Annotated in this window: 25 protein-coding genes; 12 read left to right on the forward strand and 13 right to left on the reverse strand. The window is 72.3% G+C overall.

Going from position 1 to position 26,938, the window contains the following annotated elements; all coding sequences use genetic code 11:
* A partial coding sequence (gene eccCa, locus ABZV06_RS29415) for a type VII secretion protein EccCa (RefSeq protein ID WP_355625482.1) occupies positions 1 to 1,593 on the reverse strand: 1,593 nt, incomplete at its 3' end.
* Positions 1,594 to 1,759: 166 nt separating this feature from the next.
* Between eccCa and eccD the strand changes: the two genes are divergently transcribed.
* Positions 1,760 to 3,160, forward strand: a complete 1,401-nt coding sequence (gene eccD / locus ABZV06_RS29420) for a type VII secretion integral membrane protein EccD (RefSeq protein WP_355235188.1) — start codon at positions 1,760 to 1,762, stop codon at positions 3,158 to 3,160.
* A 4-nt stretch (positions 3,161 to 3,164) separates the two neighbouring features.
* Here the strand turns inward: eccD and ABZV06_RS29425 are convergent, their stop codons facing one another.
* Positions 3,165 to 3,485: a MerR family transcriptional regulator gene (locus ABZV06_RS29425; protein WP_355625484.1), complete on the reverse strand. Its 321-nt coding sequence runs from the start codon at positions 3,483 to 3,485 to the stop codon at positions 3,165 to 3,167.
* A gap of 700 nt (positions 3,486 to 4,185) precedes the next feature.
* Positions 4,186 to 5,361, reverse strand: a complete 1,176-nt coding sequence (locus ABZV06_RS29430) for a type VII secretion protein EccE (protein ID WP_355235194.1) — start codon at positions 5,359 to 5,361, stop codon at positions 4,186 to 4,188.
* A gap of 148 nt (positions 5,362 to 5,509) precedes the next feature.
* Here ABZV06_RS29430 and eccB point away from each other — a divergent pair, with 148 nt between their 5' ends.
* The 8 genes from eccB (at position 5,510) to ABZV06_RS29470 (ending at position 12,005) form a co-directional block, all read left to right on the forward strand.
* Positions 5,510 to 7,036, forward strand: coding sequence for a type VII secretion protein EccB (gene eccB / locus ABZV06_RS29435; protein WP_355625486.1), 1,527 nt, complete (start codon positions 5,510 to 5,512; stop codon positions 7,034 to 7,036).
* Between the two features lie 86 nt (positions 7,037 to 7,122).
* Positions 7,123 to 7,491, forward strand: a complete 369-nt coding sequence (locus tag ABZV06_RS29440) for a hypothetical protein (protein WP_355235200.1) — start codon at positions 7,123 to 7,125, stop codon at positions 7,489 to 7,491.
* Positions 7,484 to 8,761: a WXG100 family type VII secretion target gene (locus ABZV06_RS29445; RefSeq protein WP_355235202.1), complete on the forward strand. Its 1,278-nt coding sequence runs from the start codon at positions 7,484 to 7,486 to the stop codon at positions 8,759 to 8,761. The genes ABZV06_RS29440 and ABZV06_RS29445 overlap by 8 nt, the downstream gene beginning before the upstream one ends.
* Positions 8,762 to 8,991: 230 nt before the next feature.
* Positions 8,992 to 9,348 (forward strand): hypothetical protein, encoded by a 357-nt coding sequence (locus ABZV06_RS29450; protein ID WP_355235205.1) that lies wholly within the window; start codon positions 8,992 to 8,994, stop codon positions 9,346 to 9,348.
* A 235-nt stretch (positions 9,349 to 9,583) separates the two neighbouring features.
* Complete coding sequence (locus ABZV06_RS29455) at positions 9,584 to 10,381, forward strand: hypothetical protein (protein WP_355235208.1); 798 nt, start codon at positions 9,584 to 9,586, stop codon at positions 10,379 to 10,381.
* Between the two features lie 75 nt (positions 10,382 to 10,456).
* Positions 10,457 to 10,795 (forward strand): YkvA family protein, encoded by a 339-nt coding sequence (locus ABZV06_RS29460; RefSeq protein ID WP_355235211.1) that lies wholly within the window; start codon positions 10,457 to 10,459, stop codon positions 10,793 to 10,795.
* Positions 10,796 to 10,826: 31 nt separating this feature from the next.
* The gene (locus ABZV06_RS29465; protein WP_355235214.1) at positions 10,827 to 11,234 is read left to right on the forward strand and encodes a TIGR03618 family F420-dependent PPOX class oxidoreductase; all 408 of its coding nucleotides are present in this window, start codon (positions 10,827 to 10,829) and stop codon (positions 11,232 to 11,234) included.
* 126 nt (positions 11,235 to 11,360) lie between these two features.
* On the forward strand, positions 11,361 to 12,005 hold the full coding sequence (locus tag ABZV06_RS29470) for a C39 family peptidase (RefSeq protein ID WP_355235217.1): 645 nt from the start codon (positions 11,361 to 11,363) through the stop codon (positions 12,003 to 12,005).
* 9 nt (positions 12,006 to 12,014) lie between these two features.
* Here ABZV06_RS29470 and ABZV06_RS29475 read toward each other — a convergent pair whose 3' ends face one another.
* Positions 12,015 to 13,340 (reverse strand): FUSC family protein, encoded by a 1,326-nt coding sequence (locus ABZV06_RS29475; RefSeq protein WP_355235220.1) that lies wholly within the window; start codon positions 13,338 to 13,340, stop codon positions 12,015 to 12,017.
* A 164-nt stretch (positions 13,341 to 13,504) separates the two neighbouring features.
* Here ABZV06_RS29475 and ABZV06_RS29480 point away from each other — a divergent pair, with 164 nt between their 5' ends.
* A complete protein-coding gene (locus tag ABZV06_RS29480) occupies positions 13,505 to 14,101 on the forward strand; it encodes a hemerythrin domain-containing protein (RefSeq protein ID WP_355235223.1) in 597 nt (198 codons plus the stop codon).
* 70 nt (positions 14,102 to 14,171) lie between these two features.
* Here ABZV06_RS29480 and ABZV06_RS29485 read toward each other — a convergent pair whose 3' ends face one another.
* Positions 14,172 to 14,354 carry an antitoxin gene (locus ABZV06_RS29485; RefSeq protein WP_355235226.1) on the reverse strand — a complete coding sequence of 61 codons (183 nt, stop codon included), beginning with the start codon at positions 14,352 to 14,354 and terminating at the stop codon, positions 14,172 to 14,174.
* Between the two features lie 186 nt (positions 14,355 to 14,540).
* Here ABZV06_RS29485 and ABZV06_RS29490 point away from each other — a divergent pair, with 186 nt between their 5' ends.
* Positions 14,541 to 15,674 (forward strand): AI-2E family transporter, encoded by a 1,134-nt coding sequence (locus ABZV06_RS29490; RefSeq protein WP_355625488.1) that lies wholly within the window; start codon positions 14,541 to 14,543, stop codon positions 15,672 to 15,674.
* A 13-nt stretch (positions 15,675 to 15,687) separates the two neighbouring features.
* Here the strand turns inward: ABZV06_RS29490 and ABZV06_RS29495 are convergent, their stop codons facing one another.
* Positions 15,688 to 16,365, reverse strand: coding sequence for a dienelactone hydrolase family protein (locus tag ABZV06_RS29495; protein ID WP_355235232.1), 678 nt, complete (start codon positions 16,363 to 16,365; stop codon positions 15,688 to 15,690).
* 245 nt (positions 16,366 to 16,610) lie between these two features.
* Here ABZV06_RS29495 and ABZV06_RS29500 point away from each other — a divergent pair, with 245 nt between their 5' ends.
* Complete coding sequence (locus tag ABZV06_RS29500; protein WP_234591596.1) at positions 16,611 to 16,790, forward strand: hypothetical protein; 180 nt, start codon at positions 16,611 to 16,613, stop codon at positions 16,788 to 16,790.
* A 45-nt stretch (positions 16,791 to 16,835) separates the two neighbouring features.
* On the opposite strand, the gene ABZV06_RS29505 is transcribed toward ABZV06_RS29500, so the two are convergent.
* The 7 genes from ABZV06_RS29505 to ABZV06_RS29535 form a co-directional block, all read right to left on the reverse strand.
* Positions 16,836 to 19,211: a glycoside hydrolase family 65 protein gene (locus tag ABZV06_RS29505; protein WP_355625490.1), complete on the reverse strand. Its 2,376-nt coding sequence runs from the start codon at positions 19,209 to 19,211 to the stop codon at positions 16,836 to 16,838.
* The gene (locus ABZV06_RS29510) at positions 19,208 to 19,999 is read right to left on the reverse strand and encodes a beta-phosphoglucomutase family hydrolase (RefSeq protein ID WP_355235238.1); all 792 of its coding nucleotides are present in this window, start codon (positions 19,997 to 19,999) and stop codon (positions 19,208 to 19,210) included. The genes ABZV06_RS29505 and ABZV06_RS29510 overlap by 4 nt, the downstream gene beginning before the upstream one ends.
* Before the next feature lie 61 nt (positions 20,000 to 20,060).
* On the reverse strand, positions 20,061 to 20,525 hold the full coding sequence (locus tag ABZV06_RS29515) for a DUF4442 domain-containing protein (RefSeq protein WP_355235241.1): 465 nt from the start codon (positions 20,523 to 20,525) through the stop codon (positions 20,061 to 20,063).
* Positions 20,526 to 20,588: 63 nt separating this feature from the next.
* Positions 20,589 to 21,617, reverse strand: coding sequence for a hypothetical protein (locus tag ABZV06_RS29520; protein WP_355625492.1), 1,029 nt, complete (start codon positions 21,615 to 21,617; stop codon positions 20,589 to 20,591).
* A gap of 93 nt (positions 21,618 to 21,710) precedes the next feature.
* Positions 21,711 to 23,012, reverse strand: a complete 1,302-nt coding sequence (locus ABZV06_RS29525) for an ABC transporter ATP-binding protein (protein WP_355235247.1) — start codon at positions 23,010 to 23,012, stop codon at positions 21,711 to 21,713.
* Positions 23,013 to 23,144: 132 nt separating this feature from the next.
* Positions 23,145 to 25,355 (reverse strand): bifunctional glycosyltransferase family 2 protein/CDP-glycerol:glycerophosphate glycerophosphotransferase, encoded by a 2,211-nt coding sequence (locus tag ABZV06_RS29530; RefSeq protein WP_355625494.1) that lies wholly within the window; start codon positions 25,353 to 25,355, stop codon positions 23,145 to 23,147.
* Positions 25,356 to 25,371: 16 nt separating this feature from the next.
* The coding region (locus ABZV06_RS29535) for a DUF5941 domain-containing protein (protein ID WP_355625495.1) at positions 25,372 to 26,938 on the reverse strand (1,567 nt) is incomplete at its 5' end.

Here is a 26,938-nt window from a genome sequence, read left to right on the forward strand (position 1 = left end):
CGTGATCACCGCGCTGGTGTGCGGCAACGCCTCCAACGAGGCGAACGTCGCGCCACCCTTGAAGTCCACCAGGACGAAGTTCAGCTCCTCCGACGAATGGGTCACCGCCAGCGCGGCCACCACCGTACGGAGCAGTTCGCTCTTGCCGGAACCGGTCGCGCCGATGACCAGGCCGTGCGGTCCCATGCCCTCGTGTGCCGACTCCTTGAAGTCCAGCTCGACCACGTTGCCGTCCGGGCCGACGCCGAGCGGGATGCGCAGCCGGTCCCGGTGGCCGCGCGGCCGCCAGGTCTGGTGCACGTCCACCGCCGCGGCGTCGCCGACGCCGAGCAGGTCGGGCAGCTCCGTGCTGCGGGCCAGCGGCTCCTCGTTGCTGGTCTGCTGCTGCGACAACCGGTACGGCGCGATCTGCCGGGCGAGCCCCTCGGCCGCTGCGGCGGACAGCCGGTCGGGCCTGCCGAGACGCGACGTCGACGTGCCCCGGATCAGATCGAGGGTGCTGCCGTCGCCCGCGTCCAGGCAGAGCAACCAGCGGCCGGCGTCGCGCGGCACCGTCCCGGAGAGGTCGACGAGGGTGACGCCGAGCAGACCCTGACCCACGAGCTGGCAGGTCGGGGAGATCTCGCCACCGTCGACCACCACGACGAGGTGCGGCGCGGTGGTGAGCGGCTTGGCCTCGGCCGCGAACCGGGGTCGCCCGGCCAGCTCGGCGGCGAGGGAGTCCTCGGCCTCGGCCAGGCTGGCGAAGACCAGCCGGCGCGCGCCACCGGCGTCCGTCCGACCACTGTGGTGTGCGTGCGGGAGCCACTTCACCCAGTCCCAGGCGGACTGCCGGTCGGGCGCGGCGACCACCGCGATCACCAGGTCGTCGGGGGCGTGGAAGGTCACGAGCTGACCCAGGGCCGAGCGGGTGAGGTCGAGCACGGGCTCCCGGTCACCGCGCAGTACGACCCGGCTGAACGCCCGCACCGACAACGCGGTCGGCAGGTCGGGCACGTTGGAGTGCGCGCGGACGAACCGACGCAGCGCGATGGCGCTCATCGGCTCCAGGTCCTCGACCGGCTTGGTCTCCGGCGGAACGATCTCGACGGCGAGCCGCTGCGGGCCCAGCGCGATCCGCGTCTCGCCGAAGTCGGGCTCGGTGATCCGCCGCTCCCACAGTCGACGGGACGCCGCGATCGACCAGAGCGCGTCGGGCTCGGGGTGCCGCCAGGCCATCGCGTCGCGCTGCTGGGCCGCCGCACGCCGGGTGCGCTTGCGCATCTGCGCCAGGTAGCGCATGTAGTCGCGGCGGTCGGCGTTCAGCTCGGCCTTGTCGTTGCCGCCGCCGTTGCTCAGCGAGCCGATGGCCATGCCGAGCATCGACACACCGAACAGGCCACCGGCGACGTACGTCATCATGCCGCCGCCGCGGCCGGCGTAGAGGAACGCCATCGCGCCGACACCGCAGACCATCGGCAGGATCATGAGCAGTTGCCCCATCCCGCGTGGTGTCGGTTCGGGCAGCTCAGGCGGGGATTCCAGTACCACCTCGCCGCGCGGCAAGGCCGGCCCCGACTGGCGCGGGGGTCGGCGGAACACCACCGTGCTCACGGCTGTCTCCTCCCCAGAAGCGGCCCTGCCGTCGTGCCGGCGCGGCCCGAAGCTCGCGGGTGGGCACTGTACGTGCCCGTCATCGTAGGTAATCTCCCGTGGGCGCGGTGCACCCGTACCGTGGTGCCGCGGCCCGCTGATCGTAGATGGACACCAGGAGGCCACTGTGGTTACGAAGTCGGCGACCGGTGGTCTGAGCCGGATCACCATTGTGGCTCCACGTACCCGGATGGATCTGGCGCTGCCCTCGGACGTACCGATGGCGGACCTGCTGCCGACCCTGCTGCGCTACGCCGGGGAGGACCTGGCCGACGACGGGGTGCGGCACGGCGGCTGGGCACTGTCCCGCCTGGGTGAGCCGCCTCTGGACGGTGGTCGTACGGCCGCGCAGCTCGCGGTCCGCGACGGCGAGGTGCTGTACTTCAACCCCCGGTCGGCCGCCGCTCCGGAGATCGTCTTCGACGACGTGGTGGACGCGGTCGCCACCGCGACCACGCAACGGCCCGGCTCCTGGCAGGTCGACGCGACCCGCTCGTTCGCGGTGCTGTTCGCCGCGGTGGCGCTCGGCGGCGGCGCGCTGGCGGCGCTGTTCACCGGCCCTCCGCACCTACCCGGGGCGGTGGCCGCCCTGCTGGTCGCGGTGGCGCTGCTGGTCGGCGCGGCGGTGCTCGCCCGGGCCGCGGGCGACAGCCGGACGGGCGCGGTACTGGCGTTGGCCGGGTTGGCCTACGCGGGCACCGGCGGCCTGCTGCTGCTGGCCGGCGACCGGAAGCTGACCGAGCTGGCGAGTCCGCACGTCCTGCTCGCGGCAACCGCCGTGGTGGTCGCCGGGGCGGTGGCCGTGCTGGCGGTCGGTGACGACAGGTACCCCCTGTTCTTCGCCGCGATCGGCCTGGGCGCGGCGACCGGCGTGGGCGCGCTGCTCTGCCTACTGCTCGACATCGACGCCGCAGCCGGGGCCGCGGTGGTGGCGGCGGTGGCCTTCGGCATGGTGCCGGCGCTGCCGATGGCGGCCTACCGGCTGGCCCGGCTGCCGGTGCCGTCGATCCCGACCGGCCCGGACGATCTGAAGACCGACAGCGAGTTCGTGGACGGCCGACGCGTGCTCGAGCGCAGCGACCGCGCGGACGCGTTCCTCACTGGTCTGTGGTGGACGGTGTCGCTGCTGGTGCTCGGCGCGCAGCTGGTGTTGGCCCTGGACGGCAGCCTGGCCGCCGTACTGCTGTGCCTGGTGCTGGCACTCTTGTCGCTGCTTCGGGCGCGTCCGCTGCTGGGGCGGGCCCAGCGCGTCCCGGTGCTGCTCGCCGGCACCGTCGGGCTGGGACTGGGCGCCGCCGCGACCTTCGCGGGTGGCCCGCTGGCGGTCCGCCTCGGCCTGATCCTCGGTGGCCTGCTGATGGCGGCCGTGGTCAGCCTGATCTACGGCCTGTCCGTCGCGGGCAAGCGCATCTCGCCGGTGTGGGGGCGACTGCTCGACATCGTCGAGATCCTGCTGATCATCGCCCTGGTGCCGCTCGCCGTCTGGGTCTGCGGCATGTACGGCTGGATCGTCAACCTCCGCCCCTGACTGATCAGGCGGCGCCGCCCGGCTGGCGGCATTCGTGGTCGCGGTGGTGCTGAAGGGCTTCTTCCAGCTGGTCTTCGAGGATGATGATCCGGCAGGCGGCTTCCAGGGCGGTGCCGTGGTCGACCATCTCCCGGGCTCGTACGGCCAGGCGCAACTGGTATCGGGAGTAGCGGCGGTGGCCGCCGGCGGAGCGGAACGGGACGATCAGTCTCGCCTCGTCGAGGCGACGCAGGAAGTCCTGCGAGGCGCCGACGATGTCGGCGGCGCGGCCCATGGTGTAGGCGGGGTAGTCGTCGTCGTCGAGCATGTCATCGGGTTGGGCCATACATTCCTTCTTCGTGAACGAGGGCCCCGGCGCATGTCGCGCCGGGGCCCAGGGTTACGGGTTGAATACACCATCTACCGACAGGTTCGTCGGGTTCTCGTTTCCGCACCCTGCCGCTATCAGCAGGCAGTGCGAGGATCGCATAAGCGTGACCGGAGACCACCTCGCGTTCAAAGTGATTACGGTGTCCACCGCAGAACTGGAACTACGTCCTGACGGCGGGCGATCCAACGGCGCCAAACCCTCCCTTTCCTCTGCTTTCACCTATCTACCGTGCTATCCGTCGATGTCGGAGCCCCACGCGACTTCATGGCCCCGAACATGTGCGGCGGATCCCTACTGCTTCAGGCGGAGCCCCGAACACTGCATCGGCCCGGCCTGCGGTTGCCCTGACCTGGAGTTACGTCAAGGTCTTGTCGTGCACGTGCCGTGTTGCACGCGGTGATGTGGTTCCACCGCGGTTACCGAGCCAGCCACGAGAACTTCCGGGCTCTGCTTCGCGCTCGGCCTGTCACGTCTGCGTCTTTAACCGATCTTCGTCGTCAACGGAGGAAACGTTACCACTCCCGCCGAGAAAGTCTAGTCTCCAGAGACTAAATTTTTTGGGCGACCGATTGCAGCTTCCTCTCCCCGTGCCGCCTGCGACAGGCTGGTGCGCCTGCCGGGCAGGAGGGGCCAGGTACCCGAGCAGGAGGAACGGTCAGCGGGGCTGCCGGCCTGTCGTCGAGGCGACCGGCGCGCTGGCGTACACGCCGGGTCCGTGCTGCCCGTCCATCGGCCGCGTCGGCGTACCGGCGCGATGCGCCACCTCCCGGACGACCTTGACCAGCGCCTCGACGTGGTTGTCCATCGCCGCGACCCGCAGCAGTGGGGCCGCCACGCGCCCGTCGGGCGTCACCGCCGCCGCCACCGTGTGCGAGGGCGCGGAGGTGGCGGTGATCGCGTCCACCAGCGGGCCGAGCGGTGCGCCCGGCCGGCCCCGCAGGGTCAGACAGCGGTGCGTCCAGCCGCCGCCGCGCAGCCCCTGCCAGGTCTCCGTCGGCGGCTCCGGCACCAGGTCCAGTCCGGCGGCGGACACCACGGCGGCGCGCAGCTCGTCGCGGCCCAGCGGCCGGTGGGCCAGGCCGGCCGCCGTCAGCGCCTTGCCCAGCCGGCCGATCCCGGTGGCGAGCGTCCGGTGGACGCCCGGCAACCCACCGCCTCGGCTCACGGTCTCGACCCGTGCGTCACGGACCGTGAGCCGCAACGCCACCCAGACGGTACGGTGTGCCGCCGGTGGCGCACCGGCTGCCGGGTACCAGACCAGGGTGTGCGCGACCACCTGGGCCCGGGAGACCGGCGCCGAGAAGTCGGCAAGCACCCGCAACGCCCGGTCCACTGTCGACGCGTCCACCGAGCCGACTGCGGCGCCGGTGGCCGGTTGCAGCGCGACCGCCGCGAACCACCCCTGGTCGTCCTGCCCGATGCCCAGCCGGGTGCCCCGATCGGTCAACTCGATGACATGCAGTTCGGGTGCCAGCGCGGCCAGCCGGGGGTCCGCTGCGGTATCGCCGGCCAGGGTCGCCTCGGCCCGCTCACGGCGGTCACGCAGCCGGCGCCGCAGCAGCACGTCCTCGAACCACCAGCGTCCACCACGTCGGGCGAACGCGGCGAGTACGAGCACCACCGCCACGACCGCCACGGCCGCGAGCAGCCAGCTCGGACCGGCCGTCGCAGCCCACACGGCCACGGCACAGACCTCGAGTACGACGAGCTGACCGACCAGCACCGGACCGATCCGACCCCGACCCGGCCGATCGGCCGCAGGGGTGGCCCGCGCCGGGACGGTGGACGGCCTGGTGACGGCATCCGCGGGTCGCGCCTGAACCTGCGTCATCGCTGACTGTCCCTCCTGGACGGTACGGCTCCGTGCCGAAGCGGTCCGGCGGGGGCCCCGAGGACCCACCGTCGGCCCCTTATCGTAGGGAAGCCCGCGACGGCACCCCGAGGACATCGTCGCGGATCCACCCCGCCGGAGGTAAGTCATGCGGACCCGCCGCGATCAGGTGCAGGCGTACCGCTTCGTCACCCGCCGGATCGTCTCCGCGCTGCTGTCGGGCGACCCGGAGACCACCAACCTGCCGATGCGACGACTCGGCATGGCGGTCATCGGCAGCGTGATCGCCGCCGCCGTGGTGCTCGGCGGCGTGGGCGCGTACGGCCAGTTGACCGGGAACACCGCTCCCCTGGAAGAGAACACGCTGGTCATCGAACGGGAGACCGGCGCGACCTACGTGTACGCCCAGGGACAGCTGCACCCGACGCTCAACTACACCTCGGCCCGGCTGATCCTGAACGAGCCCGACCCGGCGGTGCGCACCATGTCGCAGGCGTCGCTGCGGGACCGGCCGCGGGGTCGTACCGTCGGCATCGTCGGCGCGCCCGACGCGCTGCCGGACCGCAAGTCGTTGACGGGCCTGCCGTGGTCGGTCTGCGACGTGCCCGACCCGGTCGACCCGCGCCGCTCCACCACCCGCGTCGTGATCGACCGGGCGCTGCCCGGCGGCACGCCACTCGGTGACCGCGCGGTGCTGGTCACCGTGGACGGCCAGCGGCACCTGCTCACCGGCGACTCCCGGCTGGAGGTGCGCGGCGGGGACCAGGCGATCGCGGCGCTGCGAATGACGGGTACGGCCCCACTACCGGTCGGGCAGCAACTGCTCAACGCCGTACCGGCCGGTCCGCCGCTGCGCAAGCCGTCACTGCCCGACATGGGTGAGCGCAGCGGGCTGAGCGTCGCCGGCCGTCCCGCCACCATCGGTCAGGTCTTCCAGGCGGCCGGGCAGCACTACGTACTGGCCCGCGAAGGCCTCGTCTCGATCAGTGAGATCACCGCGCTGCTGCTGCTCAGTGGTGGCGGTCGGATCACCGACATCACGCCCGATCAGGCCGGCCGTCTCCTGACGGAGCAGCGGCTCGACGCGGACGGGATGCCGAGGACGCTGCCGACCCTGTACGCGGCGCGGGCCGGGCAGACGCTGCTCTGCGCGACGTACCGGGCCGGCGACGCGGGTGGTCCGCCGATCACCACGTTGGAGATCTTCGACCGGGTGCCGGCGGAGCTGACGGATAACGAGCCGGGCTCGGTGCCGGTGCGCCAGACCGCCCGGGACGCGGTGCGGACGGCGGAGTCGGTGCTGCTGCCCGGCGGTAAGGGCGTCCTGGCGCAGGCCGCGCCCGGCGCCGGCACCAGCGGTTCCGGCGCCGCCGGTGCGACGGTCTACCTGATCAGTCCCCAGGGTGTCCGGTACCCGCTCGGTTCGCCCGAGACGCTTGGCGCGCTCGGCTACGAGGGGGTCAAGCCGCTGGCGGTGCCCGGCTCGCTGCTCGCGTTGATCCCCACCGGCCCCACCCTTGACCAGCAGGCCGCGCTCGCTCAGTTCGCGCCCGGCGACGCACCGGCGAGCACGCCTGCGTCACCGCCGACCTCGCCGACGCCCAGCACGACCGCCCCGACGGGTGAGGGCACCGGCGGCGGAGGGCCGGAGGCATCGACCAGCGCTGACGACTGAGCCGTTCGGACGGGTCGCCCGGGTCGCGGAGGTGGACTAACCTGGGTCCGCTGACGGTTGTCAACCAGAACGACGGGGATGTTGCCATGACCGGGCGTACGGAAGTCGACCTGCTGTCCCTTGAGGACTTCCACCAGCACCTTGCGTTGCGGCTGAGCCAGGCCGAATCCTTGCTGCGCAAGCTCAACACCGAGATGCAGTGCAGTCCGCCGGCGCTTGGCTCGTTCGACGACGCGACACAGAACTCGCGCCGCTACAGCGAGGTCCACCAGTCCTACGTGGACCAGGCCGAGCGGCTCCGGCAGGCGGTGCAGGCGGCGCAGCAGGCGACCAGCACCATCCTCGCCAACTACCGCACCGCCGAGGCGCGTAACGCGGCCAACGCCACCGACATCACCGCGGCGTTGACCGGGGTCGACCGGGCGTTGCAGCCGAAGGGGGACGGGCGTGTCTGAGTACACCCAGCGTTACGAGGGTCGGAGCCACCAGGAGCTGTACGACGCGGTGATGGCCGGCAAGCCGGAGCAGATCGAAGGGATCGCCGCCCAGTGGGCCGCCCTCAAGGGCATCCTGGACGGCCTCGGCCGGGAGCTGAGCGGCGACCTCGACAAGCTCGGCAACACCTGGACGGGCTCGGCGGGCCGGGAGTTCCAGCGGCGCCTGACGCTGATCGTCGACCACTCCGACGCGCTGGGCGAGGGCATGTCCGGCATCAAGCAAGGGCTCACCATGATGGCGGGCCAACTGCGCACCGCGCACAAGAAGGCGGAGAGCCCGGAGGAGACCGACGACAACGATCAGGCCGTCTCCGGCGCGCTCAAGGGTTCCGCGTTCGGGCTGCCCGGCATGGTGGTCGGCGGCATCATGGGCCACCAGCAGGACAAGGCGGAGCAGGAGAAGGCCCACCAGCGGATGGTGACCCTCGTTGCCGAGTTGGCGGCCGGCTACGACCTCTCCGCCTACGACCGCGTCGTGGACCCGCCTCCTCCGCATCCGGAGACACCGCGCACGGTCAACGACGATCGGCCGACGCCGCGCAGCGGCCCGGCCAGCACGACGCCGTCGGCCGCGCCGACCGCCACCGGCCTCACCGCGCACACGGGCGGCGCGACCATGGCGACGCCCGACGGCGTGGCCGCTGCGCCGGCCGGCGGGGGTGGCTCGGTTCCCGGCCACGACGGCGGCACGTCTGTCGTCGTCGTCGGGCCGGAGGGCACCGGCGACGGCGAGCAGGGCTCCACCTCCCTCGCTGGCGCGGACCCGCTGGTCAGCGGCGCCCTGCTCGCCGGCGGGGCGGCCGGGTTGGCCGGTCTGTCCGGGCCGACCACCATGCCCGCCAGCGCCACCGGCGGTCCGAGCCTGCTCTTCGGGACACCGGGTGGCACACCGGCCGGCGGGGTGCTGCGCACCTCCGCGCTCGCCGGCTCCACCAGCACCCCCACCACGTCGGGCCGGCCGACCGGGGGCGCCGCCGCTGCCGAGAGCCGTTCGGCCAGCGGCGTCGGGCGGAGCATCGACGGTCGGCGCAACGAGTCCGGTCGGGCCGCCGCAGGCGGTCGGCAGGGCCTGACGGGTAACGGTCGGTCCGCCGGCCGTCCCGGGGTGCTCGGCGGGCACGGCCATGGAGAGGACGACGATTCCGACGACCGGCTGACCTGGCTGACCGAGGACGAGATGGTGTGGCGGGACGGCGGGGACGCCGCGCCACCGGTGCTCGGCGGCTGACACCGGCACCGCACACGACCACGGGTGACCCCCGCCGGAACCGCTCCGGCGGGGGTCACCGTGCGTCGGCGCACGAATATCGGCGTGCGGTCCACCGCCCACGGCTTGCAGCTCGCGGCGCGGGATGTCGGGTTGGCGCGACCGTCCACAGTGTCGGCGGTGGCGGTGGTCACTGCCGATGTCGTCACCGCCGTGCTGCGCCGTGCCGGCGCGGAGGATAGGTTGGTCGGGTGTCGTCCGCAGCTCTGGTCCGCCCAGCCCGCTGGGCCGTGCTGCGGTCGCTGCGGGAGCTGACCCGGCTGGCGGTCACCGCGCTGGTGCTCGCTGTCGGCGTCGGCGGCGCCCTCGCCGCCACCCCGCCTCCCGCGCAGGCGCAACTGCGACCGAGCGCCGTGAGCAGCCGGGTGGACGCGGTTCGGCCCGGAGCCACCACGACCACCGAGCGTGCGAGCCAGCCGGCCCCTACCCGGCCGACCGACGGCGACCTCACCGCACCGGCCGGCCCGGTCCTCGCGGGCGCGGAGCACGTGCCGACCGTCGAGCCCGGCCGCCGCACCCCGCCCCGACGCGGCCCTCCCGCAAGCTGAGTTCAGGCCGCCAGGTCACCCGACGCTTCGCCTGACCCTTCTCCGGGTCGTCGTCCGGGTGCCCAGGGCGGCAGGTCGGCCGCGACGCGCAGCCACAGCCGCTCCGGAGCGCGAATCCGCCCGGCGACGGCGCTGAGCCCCGGCCGACCACCCGTACAGCTCGCCCCGACGCCGCGGAGCCCGTCCCGTCGGGACCCATCCCTCGATACCGTCATCCGACCGCGAGGTGCTGATCATGCAGACCGTCCTCTCCGCCGTCCTGCCCGACGTACCCCGGGCCGCCTTCATCTGGCTGAGCCTGCTCGGGGTGGTCGTGTTCGCCGTCGCCGCACTCCTGGTACGCCCCGGCCGCCTCGGCCTCGACCCGACCGCCCGCATCCGCGAGGCCGCCATGCCCAGCCACCTGGAACAGGCGCTCCAGGAGCGGGAGCAGAGCCGTTACGCGCAGGAGATCGCGGTGGCCGCCGAACGTGCCACCACCACCGCCCAGCGCCGCCGGGCGGAGTGGGAAGCCGCGCAGGAGACCGTCGAAGCCGCTTGGCAGGCGCTGGAGACGGCCGAGGCCGGCGTACGGCGGCTCGGCGCGGCGGCCGCGATGCCGTTGCCGCACACCGACCGGACGCCGGCCGAGTACGCCGACCGCGAGCGCTACCTGCACCGGGCCGCACTGGACGCGTACTGGCGACGGGAGTTGTCGGTGGAACAACTCAGTGACGTCTTCGCGCACCGCGACGGCTGGGACCCCCGGCTGCACCCCGTCGAGCAGGAACTCGTGCTCCACCGGGCCGTCCGCGACAACCTGGCGGCCCGGCACGCTGCCGCCCGGGATCGGGAGCAGGCTGCCTGGCGGGCTGCCGAGTTGGCCGTGGCGGCGGCTCGCAGTCTGCGTGCGGAGGCGCAGGCGGCCAGCGGACGGCGCAGGGCGGAATCGTCCTCGGTGCTGCCGCTCAGCGAGGTCCTTCGCCCGTCCGCCGACCAGACGCGGGAGAACACGGTGGTCGCCAGGGGTCGGGCGGCGGTCCCGGCGTTCTGACCCGGCGGCGCGACGAGCGGTTCTGCCGAGCGAGCGATCCGAGCCGGGACGGCGTCCGTGGGTTAGCGTGACGGCATGTCCCGACAGTCGTGGGTCCTCGTGGTGGTCGCCGGCATCCTGGCGCTCGCCACACTTGTCGGCGCGGTGGTGCTGGCGGTGCGTGTGGTGCGCACGAGGCGGCTGCTGACCGGGCTCGGCGCGGGCGGCAAGGTGGCCTTCTACGGGGCACTGATCTATACGATCTTCCCGGTGGACATCCTCCCGGACCCGATCTACCTGGACGACATGGGCGTCCTGGCCGGCGCGCTGATCTATCTCACCCGACTGGTCCACAAGCGCCGGGCGGCCGGCCGTCGCCTGCCCGGGCAGTCGGACGCTCCGCCGGAGGAGGACCGCGCCCGCTCCGTACGATGATCGGGGTTGGGACACAGGACGGGAGACGCACGTGGCGGGTGGTCACCGGCTGGACATCCGTGACGACCGGGTGGCCGCCTTCTGTGCGGAACGGCACCTCGCGACGCTGACCACCCTGCGCGCCGACGGCACCCCGCACGTGGTGCCCGTCGGAGTCACTCTCGATCCGGCGGCCGGGCTGGCCCGGGTGATCACCTCCGGCACGTCCCGCAAGGCCCGGCAGGTGGCCGCAGCCGGCCCGGACGGCACCCCGGTGGCCGTGTGTCACGTGGATGGCCGTCGCTGGTTGACGATCGAGGGGCGGGCGGTGCTCCGCTCGGATCGGACCGCCGTCGCGGAGGCCGAGCGCCGTTACGCCGAGCGGTACCGTACGCCGCGCCCGAATCCGGAGCGTGTGGTCATCGAGATCACCGTGACGGGTTTGCTCGGAAGTCTCTGACGTCCGGTACGTCCCTCCTGACCGTTTCGGCGGTGGCGGAATGCCACCCGGAGCCGGGTCGTTACGTCCCCGGTAACCACGGCCGAGACCGCCACGAGGGCGGCACCCCCGAACGGAGACTCGACCATGAACCCCATCGTGCAGAAGAGCGGCCTGTCCGTCGTCGGGCTGCTGGTCGCCGGCGGTTGCGCCCTCGGGCCCGCCGTCGCCGCGCAGGCAGCCCCCGCGCAGGGTGCCCCGTCCTCGTCGAGCCAGACCAACCGCAGCGCCGAGCGAATCCTCGACATCGACTACCAGGCACAGCCGAACTTCTTCTACTGCGGCCCGGCCGCGACACGCATCGCGCTGTCCGCGCAGGGCAAGGCGCTGTCCCAGGACGAGGTGGCCAAGCGCCTCGGCACCACCGAGGCGGGCACCCCGTCGGCCCTCGACACCACCCGCGTGCTCAACGAGCTGACCGGAGGCCGCTACCGGACCACGGAGATCCGTGACTCGGTGGCCCGCCCCGACCAGGTCGAGAAGCTACGCCGAGACGTGCTGGCCGCGATCGACGCCGGCCGCCCGGTGGTGGCCAACATCAAGGGCACAACCGTGGACACCGACGGCAACCCGCACTCGTACGAGGGCGGCCACTACCTGACGCTCGTCGGCTACCGCGACGGTGGAGACGACATCCGTGTCGCCGACCCGGCCGACCCGGCGCTGGGCGAGTACTGGATGAGCCTGCCGAAGGTCGCCAACTGGATCGCCGAACGCGGCTACTCGTCCTGATCCGACCGTTCAGCGGGCCGGCCTCTCCCGCGCGGAGGGGCCGGCCCTGCTGTTGTCGCGTCTGCGGTTGGCGAGGTGCACCCGACGCCGCGCACGAACGGCCCGCGTCGGCCGGGCGCGGTGCAGCTCACGCCGGGGCGGCGGAGCGATGGTCGACTCGCCGGCGCCGGCCGCCCGACGCACGATCCGGTTGGCGTCGTCCGGTTCGCAGCCGGCGGCCCGGAGCAGGTCGCTCGCCGCGGTACGCAGGCCGGTGACGAGCGCATCGCCGAAGGATTTGACCCCGCTCGCGGCGGCCCTTCCGGCCAACTCGGCACACTCCTCGACCAGCTTCCGCGTGCACCGCGGATCGTTGCCGACCCGGCACTCCTTCCGCATCTCCGTTACCGCCTGCCCCAGCCGACCGATCGCGTCCGGCAGCTCCGACGGGATCGGCTCGTCGTACTCGAGGGCGGTCGTCGACCAGCGGGCGAGGACGCGAGTGTCCAGCAGCAGCCGTTCGAGGTTGTCGGCGCTGTGGGCGTACCTGTGGAACTGCTGGCGACGGTGCCACCGGACCGGCGCGATCGTCACCACCTCCTCCGCCCCGCTCAGTGCGTCGTGCAGTCGGCCGAGGTCCTCGTCGGTGCCGCGCAGCCGATCCAGCACGTGTCTCGTCCGGTTGCTGTCGCGCTGCCGCAGCGCCCGCCCAAGCTCGTCGAGTTGCTCGCAGAGGATCGTGAAGATCGGCGTCGCCGCCCGGTCCAACACCCGCATCGGGTTGACCGGCAGCAACAGCGCGACAACCACCAGACCAACCGCCCCGCCGACGAGCGCGTCGAAGATCCGGGGCACCTCCAGGCCACGGCCCATCGGGGCCAGCGTGGCGATCAGTACGGCGGTACCGCCGGCCTGACCGACCAGAGGGCCACCCTTCCCGGCCACCAGCAGCGCGCTGGCGATGGCTAGGGCGACGACCACCCCGGTCTGCCACGGTCCCGAGCCGACGATGAAGCGCAGCCCGTCGCCGATGACGATGCCCAGCCCGACACCGGCCAACAGTTCGAAGGTGCGCCGGGCCCGCTGCCCGATGGCGGTGGCGATCGTACCGACGGCGGCAGCGGGAGCGAAGACGTGCGCCCCCTGGCCGAGGAAGTGCTTGGCGATCAGGGCCGCGAGCGCCGCCGCCAGCCCGGACTGGACGGCGATCACCAGGGTGACCTGCCACTGCCGGGCACGAATCCGGCCCGCCTGGCCGCTGCGGTGCCGCACCCGTTCGACCGCTTGGCCGCCGCGCTCGGCTGCCTCGTCGAGGCGTGACCGGTCGCGCTCTGCCGGTGTGCGGTCGTCGGGCATGGCGGCGCTTACCCCGGAGGCGTCCGACCAATCGTGCCTCTGTGTCCCACCCGACCCACCGACACCGGCAGCATCCGAATCCATCGGCGTCCGTAGGTTTGCCGGTCCGCTGCGGGGTACCAGGGGCCACACACCCACCGATCCGCAACCGGTAAGGGGCCCAGATGAGCAGTCCACAGAGCACCGGCGACCAGGATGTGGTCGACATCCTCGTCGCCGACCACCGCGAGGTCGAAACCCTCTTCGTCGAGTTGGAGACGCGACAGGGTACGCCCGAGCACCGTCGTCAGCTCGCCGACGTGGTGATCGCCGAGCTGGTCCGGCACGCCGTGGCCGAGGAGGCGTACGTCTATCCGACAGCCCGTGAGGTACTGCCCGACGGCGACCAGATCGCCGAGCACGAGATCGCGGAACATGCCGACGCCGAACGCACGATGAAGGACCTGGAATCGGTCGACCCGTCCGACCCACGCTTCGACGAGTTGCTGGCCCACCTGACCAGCACCATCCGTCACCACGTGCAGGACGAGGAGAACGACCTGTTCCCGCGGCTGCGCGCCGCCACCGCCCAGGAGGAGATGGTCGAGCTGGCCGGCAAGGTGACGGCGTTCAAGAAGATCGCGCCGACCCGGCCGCACCCGAGCGCCCCGGACCACCCCCCGGCCAACAAACTGCTCGCCCCCGGCACGGGGATCATCGACCGGATGCGCGACGCGCTGAGCGACCGGCCGACCTCGATGGACGAACTGCGCCAGGGCTGACCGACGTCAGGTCCGACAAGGACAGTCCCGGGCCGCCGAATCCTCGGCGGCCCGGGGAACGTCCGGTACGTCAGCGGACCTGGTCACCCTCACCGGTACGCGCCTGAGCCTGGTCGACGCCCTTGTCGATCTGGTCGTCGTACTTCCCGCCCGTGCGCTTGTCGGCCATGTCGCCGGCCTTCTCCATACCCTGGTCAACCTGCTTGTCGTGCTTGTCGGCGAAGTCCTTGGCCTTGTCCATGAAGTCACCCACGGCGCTCCTCCTCCTTCGGTGGTTCCCCTTCGCCTTCCCCCGGCCCGACGGCGCAAACACCGGGCGATGGCCCTTCGGACGCGAAGCACCGACCAGCGGACCCCGGGCGGCGTACGATCCGCGCGGGCGGTCGGGTGTCGGCGCACGACCGGCCGGGTACGGACCTCGCCGAGCGAGGAGGCCGACATGACGGCAGACGAACCCGGGGCGCACGCCGCACCGACGACCGGCGGCACGGCGACGACCGGTGACACCGGAGCGCGCCACGCGTGGGCGGCACTGCCCTGGTTGGTCCGGACCGCGGTGCTCTGGAGCGCCTGCCTGGTGGTGATCGTCACCGGGCTCTACCTGCTGGGTCGGATCGCCGTCCTGCTGGCCCCGCTCGCCATCGCCCTGGCCGCCACCATCTTCCTCACCGCGCTGTTGGACCCGGTGCTGGTCCGCCTGCGCCGGCTTCGCCTGCCCGCGGCGCTGGCCGCGCTGCTCACCGTCCTGCTGCTGCTCGGCATCCTGGTGGGCGTCGGCGCGCTGGTGTGGAACCTGACCGCCAGCCAGTTCGACCAGCTCAGTCAGGAACTTACCCAGGGGCTCGACCGCAGCCGCGACTTCGTCACGTCGACCCTGCCGGTCAGCGAGGCCCAACTCGACAAACTGGTCGACCAGGCCCGCGACGGGCTCAGCGGCAGCTCGCCCGACCCGGTGTCCGGAGCCCGGACGGCCAGCGAGGTCGTCGGCTCCGCACTGCTCGCACTGGTGCTGCTCTTCTTCCTGCTCAAGGACGGCCGGTCGATGTGGCAGTGGACGCTGTCACGGATGGCCGGCCCGAACCGGGAGTTGGTGGCCGAGGCCGGTCGGGGCGGCTGGCAGACGCTCGGCGCGTACAGCCGGGGAACCATGCTGATCGCGGCCATCGACGCGATCGGCATCGGTCTGGCCCTGGTGGTGCTGCGGGTGCCGCTGGCCCTGCCGCTGGCGCTGATCACATTCCTGGGCGGCTTCGTGCCGATCATCGGGGCGACGGTGGCGGGGGCGGTCGCGGTGCTGGTGGCGTTGGCAGCCAACGGGCCGACAACTGCCCTGCTCACCCTCGCCGCAGTCGTCGCGGTGCAGCAGATCGAGGGCAACCTGCTGGAGCCGCTGGTCATGAAGCGCCAGGTACGCCTGCACCCGGCCGTGATCCTGGTGGCGGTCACCGCCGGCACCCTCATCGCGGGCATCGCCGGCGCCTTCGTCAGCGTCCCGATCACCGCCGTCCTGTGGCGCATCATCGACACCGTGCAACGCCACCGCTCCACCACGCACGTGCCAGCGGCGCAGTGACGCCGACGCCCGGTCAGGCGTGGCGGCGCGCGGTGGTCGTCCGGGCCAGGTGGGTGGTGAACCAGACGCCGGCGTGCTCGGCGACCTGGTCGAGCGTGCCGGGCTCCTCGAAGAGATGGGTGGCCCCCGGCACCACCCGCAACTCGCCGACATCTCCCAGCTCGGCGAGCGCCCGCTCGTTGAGCGCGAGCACCTCCTCGTCCAGGCCACCGACCAGCAGCAACGTCGGAGTGCGCACCTGGCCCAACGCCGAGCCCGCCAGGTCGGGTCGGCCACCACGGGAGACCACCGCGCCCAACCGGTCGGCGCGGGACGCGGCCGCCACCAGCGCGGCGGCGGCGCCCGTGCTGGCGCCGAAGAGACCGATCGGCACGTCACCCGCCGGACGTTCGGCCGCCAACCAGTCGACGATCCCGGCCAGCCGGCTGGCGAGCAGCCCGATGTCGAACCGCAGTTCGGCGGTGCGGGTGTCCACCTCCTCCTCGGCCGGCGTGAGCAGGTCGACCAGGACGGTCGCGAGGCCGTAGTCGTTGAGCTTCCGGGCCACCGCCACGTTGCGCGGGCTGCGCCGCGAGCTACCACTGCCATGCGCGAACAGCACCACGCCGGCCGGCTGAGCCGGCACCAGCAGGTCGGCGGGGAGCGGGGCGTCCCGAACCGGGATGGTCACCGTGCTGCCCTGCTCGTCCATGCCACACCTCCGCACGCTCGCCTGCGGTCCGGTTACCCCGCCCGCCGCGTCACACGCGCCCGGTCGCACAGCGCGTCACACGCGCCCGGTCGCACAGCGCGTCAGTTGCGCCCGGTCGCACAGCGCGTCACACGCGCCGGGCAGCCGGAGGGCGCGGCGTTTGTCGGGTGGGCCGTCGGGTACGCGACGCCGAGACCGCAGACCGTGTAGGCGCAGCCGCGCCCCGACGGATCGCGAGGATCATGATGGCCAAGCAGCAGATTTCCCGACAGCAGCAGATGGCCGAGCGCGCCCAACGCGAACAGGACGCCGAGCGCAACCAGGACTTCGGCGACCAGGCCGCCTCGGCCCGCCTGCCCGACGATCCCAAGGCCGCTGCGCCCCGGGACGCGATCGGACGCCCCTCGACCGGAGAGCCGGTCTGACGTACGCACACGACGGCCGGGGCGGGAGCATTCCCGCCCCGGCCGTCACTGCTGCTTGTGTTCGGGCAGCCGGAGCAGGGGCGACCGGCCCGGCGGCTGTTCCGGTGGGGGCCCCGCCGGCTCGGCTGGAGGCACCGGCACGGTCACCGGCTCGTCGCAGGTGACCCGCAGCATCTGGTCGTGATGCCGCAGCTCCACGACGTCGTCCGGACCACCGTGGCGCAGCGAGTACGTCGTCTGGTGCGGCCGGACGTCCACCCGTAGCGACAGCCCGCGCCACTGGACGGAGAACTCCAGACGGCTGAGCCGGCTGGAGAGCCGAGGTGCGAACGACAGCTCGCCGTCATGGTCGCGCAGCCCGCCGAGCCCGCTCACCAGGGCGAGCCACGCGCCGGCCAGCGAAGCCATGTGTACGCCGTCGCGGGTGTTCTCGTTGAGGTCGTGCAGGTCCATCAGCGCGGCTTCGCGCAGGTAGATGTGCGCCAGGTCCGGGTGGCCCACCTCGGCGGCGAGCACCGACTGGGTGCAGGCCGACAGCGACGAGTCGCGAACCGTCCGGCGTTCGTAGTAGAGGAAGTTGCGCACCTTCTGCTCGGGGGTGAAGGCGTCCCCCCGCCAGTGCATCGCCAGGACCAGGTCGGCCTGCTTGACGACCTGTTTGCGGTACAGGTCGAAGTACGGATAGTGCAGGAGCAGCGGGTACTTCTCGGCGGGCGTGTGCGCGAAGTCCCACTCCTGGAGCCGGGTGAACCCCTCCACCTGCTGGTGCACGTCCAACTCGTCGTCGTACGGCACGTGCATCGACGTGGCGGCGTCCCGCCAGCTCGCCGCCTCCTCGTCGGTGACCCCGAGGTGGAACGCCTCGTCCCGGTAGCGCATGACGGCGTCGGCGGCGGTGAGCAGGTTCCGCTGGGCCATCAGGTTGGTGTAGATGTTGTCGTTCTTCACCGCCGTGTACTCGTCGGGGCCGGTGACCCCGTCGATGTGGAACTGGCCGCTCCGGTCGTGGTGCCCGATCGAGCGCCAGAGTCGGGCGGTCTCCACCAGCAGTTCCAGCCCGATCTCCCGCTCGGTGGCGGTGTCACCGGTGACCAGCACGTACCGTCGTACCGCGTCGGCGATGTCGGCGGCGATGTGGAAGGCTGCCGTACCCGCCGGCCAGTACCCGGACGACTCCGGCCCTTCGATGGTCCGCCACGGGAAGGCGGCACCCTTGAGGTTGAGCGTCGCGGCGCGTTCCCGGGCCTGCTCCAACGTGCTGTGCCGCCACTGCAGGGCGCTGCGCACCGCGGAGGGCTGGGTGTACGTGAGCACCGGCAGGACGAACATCTCGGTGTCCCAGAAGGCGTGCCCGTCGTAGCCCGGGCCGGTCAGCCCCTTCGCCGAGATCGGCCGCTGCTCGGCACGGGCACCGGCCTGGAGCACGTGGAAGAGCCCGAACCGTACGGCCTGCTGGATCTCCGGATCACCGTCGACCAGCACGTCGGCCGCGTCCCAGAACTCGTCCAGGTACGCGCGCTGCTCCCGGTGCAACCCGTCCCAGCCGTCCAGCCGGGCGCCGGCCAGTGCCGCGCCGACCTGGTCGCGCAGCGCGGGCAGCGACCGTCGACTCGACCAGCCGTACGTCAGGTACTTGACCACCCGCAGCTTCTCGCCGGGTTGGAGCACACAGCCGATGGTGGTACGCACCCAGTCCTCGTACCCCTCGGACTCGATGGTCGTGCGGTCCGGACCGTGCACCTCGTGCTCCATGGCCGCGGCCACGCGCAGCCCGGAGACCTTGGTGCGGTGGATGAGCTGGCCGCCGTCAGGGGTGGTCAGCTCCTCCTCGGCCTGCAACGGGGATTCGAGAACGGCCGCGACCCGGGGGTCCTTGCTCTGCGCGGGCAGCGACTCGTTGGCCACCAGCTCGGACTGCACGATCAACCGCAGCGGGCCGTCGACGGCCTCCACCTCGTAGCTGATCGCGGCGACCGACCGTTGGGTGAACGACACGAGCCGGGTGCTGCGAACCTTGACCTCGCGGCCGGCCGGCGAGCGCCAGTGCAGCTCCCGGTGCAGGGTGCCGGCCCGCATGTCGAGGACCCGTTCGTGGGACAGCAGCTCGCCGTAGCGCACGTCGAGCGGTTCGTCGTCGACGAGCAGTCGCATCAGTTTGCCGTTGGTGACGTTGACGATGGTCTGCCCGGATTCGGGGAAGCCGTAACCGGCCTCCGCGTACGGCAGCGGACGCAGCTCGTAGAACGAGTTGAGGTAGGTGCCGGGCAGACCGTGCGGCTCGCCCTCGTCGAGGTTGCCGCGCAGGCCGACGTGCCCGTTGGAGAGCGCGAAGACGGATTCCGACTGGGCCAGCACGTCCATGTCCAGCCGGGTCTCCCGGATGTGCCACGGCTCGACGGGATAGGCCCGTTCCCGGATCATGTCAGGCCCCGCTCGCCGGTCGGGCGTGGCGCCGGCGGGGTGGCGTCGCCCGCGTCGAGCAGATCCGCGAGATCCTTCACCACGATGTCGGCGCCGTGCGCGAGCAGTTCGTCGGCCTGCCCCACCCGGTCGACACCGATCACGTACCCGAAACCGCCGGCCCGGCCGGCGGCTACGCCGGAGAGCGCGTCCTCGAACACCGCGGCCTGGGTCGGGTCGACGCCGAGGACCTCGGCACCGGCCAGGAAGGTGTCGGGTTGGGGTTTGCCGCGCAGCTTCCGCTCGCGGGCCACGAGCCCGTCGACCCGCGCCTCCAGCAGGTCTTCCAGCCCTGCGGCGGCCACCACCTCCCGCCCGTTGGCGCTCGCGGTCACCACCGCCCGACGTAACCCGGCTTCGGTCGCCGCCCGCAGATAGCGCACCGACCCCGGGTACACCTCGACGCCGGAGGTGCGCAGACGATCCAGTAGCAGGACGTTCTTGCGGTTGCCGATGCCGTTGACCGTGTCGGCCTCCGGCGGGTCGTCCGGGCTGCCCTCGGGGAGCTCGATCCCGCGGGAGGCCAGGAACGACCGGACGCCGTCGGCGCGGGGCCGGCCGTCCACGTAGCGGTTGTAGTCCGGGCCGGGGTCGAACGGCCGGAACGGTTCCCCGGTCGCCGTGGCCCGCTTGCGCAGGAACTCGTCGAACGTCTCGGTCCAGGCAGCATTGTGCACCCGGGCGGTCTGCGTCAGCACACCGTCCAGATCGAAGAGACAGGCGGTCACATGAGCAGGTAGGCCCAGCACGGTACGAATCTAACCACCCGGCTGGGCGCCCAAACCCGTTTTCAGCCGTCGCCGGGCCGGCTCAGTTCGGGCGCAGGGTCCAGATGACGGTCATCGCCGAGGTGGGTGTGCCGTCCTCGGTGGCGATCTCCACCTCGACGGCGAACTCGGGCCGCCGACCGGATTCGAGCTCCGCGACCACCTCCGAGGCTGGGCGACCGAGCCGCGCGGTGGCCAGCACCGCACCCCGGGCCAGCTTGTGGTACGCGATCTCGGCGCGGACGGCGAGCGGCACGGCCCGGTCGAGCAGCTGCCCGAAGGCGGCCAGCACGACCGCGCCGGAGGCCGTCTCGCCGAGGGTGAACATCGCCCCGGCGTGCGGGCCGCCGACGTGGTTGTGGGTGGCCGGCGTGTCCGGGAGCCGGACGGTGGCCCGCACCCCGCCGTCCGCCTCCGGAGCCACCTCGACGAATTCGATGCCGAGCGTGCGGGCGAACGGCACCGCTTGCAGGATGCCGGCCGCCACCTGGCGGGAGTCGATGGTCATGGCCCGACGCTACTTCTCGGTAACCAGGGCGGCAACCAGGGTTTTCCCCGACTCCGCGACGCGTCAGAGGTTGGCGATCGTCCGCAGGATCTCCGCGTAGAAGTTGCCGTCGATGCTGCGGAAGAGGGAGAAATCCTGACCCGGGTCGCCGAAGAACGGGCGCAGCGTCCACGCCAACTGGGTGCCGACGAAGCCGAAGAGCAGGATCCAGATGTACAGCAGCGTCATGCTTGCCGGACGCTGCGTGGGCTCGCCGCGCCGCACCGGCGGGTTGGCCCACGGGCGCTGCTGCGCCGGGTAACCCGGCGGCAGCGTGCCGGGCGGGAGCGCGACGCCGGGCTGCTGTCCACCCCACTGCGCCGGAACAGCCGCCGGGGCCGGCGCGGTGGCTGTGCTGGTCGCCGTGGCGCCGTTGGCAGCCGCCCCGGCCGATACCGCGACCGGCTCGGCGGCTCCCGCCATCGCGGTGGCCGGCGCGGTGCCGGCGTGCACGACGGCCGAGGCGTCGACCTGGGCCGGAGCGCTGACCGCCACCGGAACGCCGACCTGGCCGGGGGCGCTGGCCGTCGCCGGAGCGCTGGCCGCCGGGGCGAGCAGCCCGTGGTCGTTGAGCACCTGCATGCCGCCGGTCAGGAAGCGGAGCCCGACCAGCGCCGACAGCGTCAGGATCGCCACGTTGAGCAGCTTGAAGAAGCCGTAGTCGGGCGCGGTGATCAGGAAGAAGAGGCTGATCGGCGCGAACGCCACCGCGAGCATCGAGGTGACGGTGATCGCCACCATCACGAGCGCCAACGACTGACGCACCGAGAGCCGGGCACCGAACACCAGGTTGAACAGGTAGAGCGTGGGCAGGCAGATGGCCAGCGTCACCAGGAACAGCAGCGGCAGCTTCAGCGCGGACGTCAGCGCCATCAGCGGGCTGTGGAACGCGCCGAGCACCGCCCCGTAACAGGCGAGGGCGATGGCGGAGCTGGCCAGCATCCGGCCGGTCAACGCGTTGAGATCACCCTCGGCGACGATCTGCTGCCAGATGCCCTGACGGTCGCGCAGGATGCGCTCGATGACGAGCGGACTGGGACGGTCACGCGACACGGGCGCACCCCTCTCGGTCTGGCACGGACGGGACTAGGTGGGCAGACGGTAGGACACCGGACGCACGGGCCGCCACCCCGCTGCGGCGTGGCGTCACCGCCACCCCACGTCGATGCGCGCACCGCGCTCGTCGAAGAAGTGCAGGGCGTCCATCCGGACCGAGACCGCGAGCGGGTGCCCGGCCGTGACGGCCGGGTACGGCGCGAGTCGTACCGCCAGCTCCGCCGGGCGGCGGTGGTGCCGACCCGGGTCGGGAAGGACGCTCGTCGTCCGCGAGGCGGCACTCGGCACGTCCTCGGTCTCCACCGGCTTGCCGGTGAGCCGCTGCATCACCGCGCCGAACCGGCGCAGGCCACGCTGGCCCACCGGCGGCGGGTCCAGCGGCGCGCCCATCTCGTCCACCATGATCGCGGTCGCCCCGATGTCGAGGAACGCCAGCGACTCATGGCCGTGGTGCTCGAGGTAGCGGATACGGCCCCGCAGCACGTCGCCGGGGCTGTCCGGAGCGACGGGCGTGAGCGCCTCGGCCCGCATCCCGACCACGATCCGCTCACCGTGGTAGTGCGCGACCGCCCGGCTGCGGATGTCGTTCCAGGGCAGGTAGAGCGACTGCTCACCGAGGTTGAGCGCGATGTACCGGTCGAGGTGGACGTAGACCGACGCCTCCAGCAGGTTCATCCGGGGACTGCCCAGGAACGCGGCGACGTAGAGCGTCGCCGGACGGCCGTACACCTGGGTGGGCGTGCCCACGTCCTGGAGCACGCCACGGCGCATGATGGCCACCCGGTCGGCCATGGTCAGTGCCTCGGCCTGGTCGTGGGTGACGTACACGGTGGTGACGCCCAGCTCCCGGGTCAGCCCGGAGATCTCCGCCCGCAGCTCGGCGCGCAGCCCGCTGTCCAGGTTCGAGAGCGGCTCGTCCATCAGGAAGAGCCCGGGTCGCCGGACGATCGCGCGACCCATGGCGACCCGCTGGCGCTGACCGCCGGAGAGCTGGCCGGGCTTGCGACCGAGCACGTCACTGATGCCCAGGGCGCTCGCCACATCGGTGACCCGTTCACCCCGCGGCTCCGGCTCCACACCGGCCAGCCGCAGCGGGAAGGCGATGTTGTCGCCGACCGTCATGTGCGGATAGAGCGCGAAGTCCTGGAAGACCATGGCGATCTTGCGGTCGCGTGGCGGAAGATCGTTCGCCAGCTCCCCGTCCAGCAGCACCGCGCCCTGCGTCGGGTCCTCCAGACCGGCGATCATGCGCAGCACTGTGGACTTGCCGCAGCCCGACGGCCCCAGCAGCACCATGAACTCGCCGTCGTTCACATCCAGATTTATGCTGTCGACGGCCAAGGTGCCGTCCTTGAAAACCTTGGTCACATCTTTGAGTGCGACGGTGCTCACCGTCATCTCCCCCACGTCTCTCGGCCGAACCCCTGATGACTGTGACCAGGATCATTGGTTTCGCACATCGGGTAAACGTCTCATGTTCGGCCCATGTCACCGGCATTACGCGGGGGGCGGGAGACCGAGCTCTCAGCAGCTCGCTGCCTGGTCGGACCGCTCGCCGAGGAACACCCGGCGCACCACCCGCTCGGCCGCGTGTCCGTCGTCCAACCCGCAGAACCGGCTCCGGAAGCGCTCGCGGGCCTTGTGTGCCGCCTCGGAGCGCACCGCGTCCGTGCGGAACAGGTCGACCAGGTCGGCGAACGTACCGGCCACGACGCCCGGCGGTTCCGCCGTGACGTCGAAGTAGACACCCCGGGCCAGGCGGTACGCCTCCCAGTCGGGTGTGTAGAGCACGATCGGCCGGTCCAGCACCGCGTAGTCGAACATCGCCGATGAGTAGTCGGTGACCAGCACGTCGGCGACCAGGTAGAGGTCCTCCACCCGCTGGTAGCCGCTGACGTCGCGCACCCGGTGGAACTCCGCCGGGCGGCCCGGCCGGCGCTCCCGGTCGTGGAAGTAGTGACTGCGCATCAGCAGCCGTCCCGAGTCGCCGAGAGCCTCGACGAACCGGTCCGGGTCGAACGGCGGTCGGTAACCGGGCAGGTGTTCGCGGTGCGTCGGGGCGTACAGCACCACCTGCTCGTCCGGGGAGAGACCGAACTCGGCACGCAGTCGGCGTACCTCGTCGGGGCCGGCGGTGGCCAGCCGGTCGTTGCGCGGGTAACCCACCTCCAGCGTGGTGTACGTGGCCGGGTAGGCCCGGTCCCACATCTGGGTGGAGAAGCTGTTGGCGCTGACGCTGTAGTCCCAGCGGTCCACCCGGCGCAGCAGGCCGGCGAAGTCCATCCGGCCCGCGCCGACCGGGTAGCGCTGCTGGTCCAGCCCCATCACCTTGACCGGGGTGCCGTGGTGGGTCTGCACGTGCACCTGCTCCGGCCGCTTGCGGACGAAGTCCGGGTAGTTCACGTTGTTGACCAGCCACCGGGCACGGGCCAGCACCCGGTAGTAGGCCGGGGTGCCGGCCACCACGTACTCCACCCCGTCCGGCACGGCGTCCACCCGGTCGCGGCGCACGATCCACACCCCGCGTACCTCGGGGGCCAGCCGGCGGGCAGCCTCGTAGATCGCCGCCGGGTTGCAGGAGTATCCCCGGAACCAGTAGGCCGCGTACACCGCGAGTGTCGGGTCCACCGGCCGGCGCAGCTCGGCCCGGTAGTACTCCCGCAGCAGACCGTCGCGGGTCAGTCGGGCACCCCGCCGGGCCACCGGCCCCAGCCGACGCCGGGCGGTGCGCGCCTGACGACGGGCCGTGTCACGGGCCCGGCTGGCCGCCCGCAGGGCGCTGAACGTTCGCCACCGTCCGTCCGCGACCAGCCGGTGTTTCACCCCCTCGACACCCGCCGGTACGGGGTACCCGCCGACCGGCAGCCACCGCGCGTAGTCCGCGGTGATCTGCGCGAAGAACGCCGGCCGCAGCTCGGGGGCGATGCGCTGGCCGTTGCCCAGCACGGTCAGGTAGTGCCAGATCATCCGCTCGAAGACCGCCGGACGCAGCGCGTCCACGGCCGGTGACCAGGCATCCATCAGGTGGAAGACCCGGTGCCACTGGGAGAACACCTCGAAGTGCCGGTCCCCCCGGGTCTTCGTGATCGCGCCCGCGCGGCGCTGCCGGTAGTTCACGCAGACCCGGTCGAGTACGCCGATCCGGCGCGCCGCCATCAGCACCGGATAGCTGAACGGGACGTCCTCGTACCAGCCGGCCGCGAAGCGCAGGCCCAGGTCGACCAGGAACTCGCGGCGCACCAGGCGGTTCCAGGCGGTGTGCAGCAGCCGCATGGCCTCCGGTCGCTCCCGCAGCGCGAAGGTCTCCGGGCCGGGCGACTCCGGGAACACCTCGGCCATCGCGCTGCGGGTGGCGGTGTCGTTCCAGTGTGTCCGGACGTGGTCCACCAGCAGCACGTCCGGCCGGGTCACCCGAAGGCGCTCGGCCACCTCCGACAGGCAGTCCGGCACCAGCCAGTCGTCCCCGTCGAGAAACCACACGTACTCGCCGACGGCCCGGTCCAGCCCGATGTTGCGGGCTGGACCCAGGCCGGCGTTCTCCGACAGTCGGACGGCCCGGACCCGCTGGTCGCGGGCCGCGTACTCGTCGATGATCTCGCCGCTGGCGTCGGGCGAGCAGTCGTCGACGGCGATCACCTCGAGGTCGGTCTCCGGCTGGCCGAGGATCGAGTCCAGGCACTCGCGCAGATAACCCTGCACCCGGAAGGCCGGCACCACGAAGCTGATCAGCGTCATCGGGCCGTCCCCTTCGTCAGCGCGGCGCGACACCTCCCGCGCCCACCGGCGCGGCCGAGGCCCGCGCGCTACGGGCCGGCCGGACGAACCAGGCCAGGACGACGCTCACCACGAAAACCACGAGAAGGTACGCACCGAGTGTAGCCATGCCGATACTCACGACGCCGGTAATCGCCGCGAGCGCCAGCAGCACCGAACGCCCCTCCCAGCCCAGCGTGGCGGTGTGCAGCGGAGGCGCCGCCTGCCGCTTCTCCAGTCGGGCGGTCAGGTCGTAGTGGTGCACGGTGAGCACGAAGACGTACCCGAAGATCAGCCACCCCGGCGCGCCGCCGACGACCCCGACCGCGATCGCGAACAGGTACTCGGCGGCCCGCAACGCGGCGGGTACCAGCCAGTCCAGCGGGCCGTTGTGCGCGGCCCCGGCACCGAGGCCGCCGGCCAGCAGCACCAGCAACGCCACCGGCACCGCCCAGCGCAGTCCGGCCGGATCGTCGCCCACTCCGGCGGCGACCAGCAGCACCGCCGGGCCGAGCGCGGCGATCACCGCCAGGGTGAGCGGCCCCATCGGGCGCACCACGGGCAGCCGGCGGGCCAGTGGCCCGTCGTCGCGGTGCAACGTGGCGTCGACCGTGTCCAGCACCGGCACCCACATCCAGCGGGCCCGCAGCGTCCGCAGGGCACCGGTGTACGCGAACGCCAACCCGCCCCACACCAGCACCGCGATCAGGCTGACCAGCGGGTTGAACAGCGCCACGGTCAGCGCGATCAGCGCCCAGCGCTCCCCGATCGGGAAGACCACGGTCCGCTTCAGCCAGTACGACAGCGAGCCGGTGTCCGCCTGCACCCGGGTGGAGGCCGCGTTGAGCCGGTCGCCGATCCCGCCGCTGGCACCCGTCGTCGTACGCGGTCGGCGGGTCGCCTCGTCGTGCAGCGCCCCGTACCAGGTGTCGGTCATGTGCCGGACGGTCTGCAACGTCATCGCGGCGATGGCGAGTGCCCAGCCGTTGCCCAGTCCGGCGTGGCTCACGCCGAAGCCCAGCCCGGCGTAGACCAGGTACTCCTTGGCCCGGTCCGCCATCGTGTCCAGCCAGCCGCCCCACGCGCTGAAGTGCCGGGTGTAGCGGGCCAACTGGCCGTCCACGCAGTCCAGCACGAAGCCGAGGTAGAGCAGCACCGCGCCGCTGACGAGCGCGAGCCGGCCGCCGACCCCGAACAGCACCGCCGCACCCAACGCGAAGAGCACCGAGATCACCGTGACCCCGGTCGGGGTGAGCCGCAGCCGGGCCGCCATCCGCACGACGTACGGCGACCAGGTGCTGACGAAGTAGGTGGAGAAGAAGTCGTCGCGCTCCTTCACCGACAGCCGCAGCTCGGCCCGGTCCTCGTCGACGGCGGTCACCGCCGCCTCGGCGGCGACCAGGCCGGCACCGTCCTCGACCCGGTGCGCCACGAGCAGACGTACCCGCTGGGCGAAGATCAGGGTGCCGAGCGCCGCGAGACCCGCGACGAGCCGGTCCACGGCGGACCCGCTGTCGTCGTGGCCGGCGCGCCCGCCCGCCGGCAGCGGCGACACGTCACCGGCC

Origin of the sequence: Micromonospora sp. NPDC005172 (assembly GCF_040608555.1) — a bacterium.
In the GTDB taxonomy this organism is placed as follows: Bacteria; Actinomycetota; Actinomycetes; order Mycobacteriales; family Micromonosporaceae; genus Micromonospora.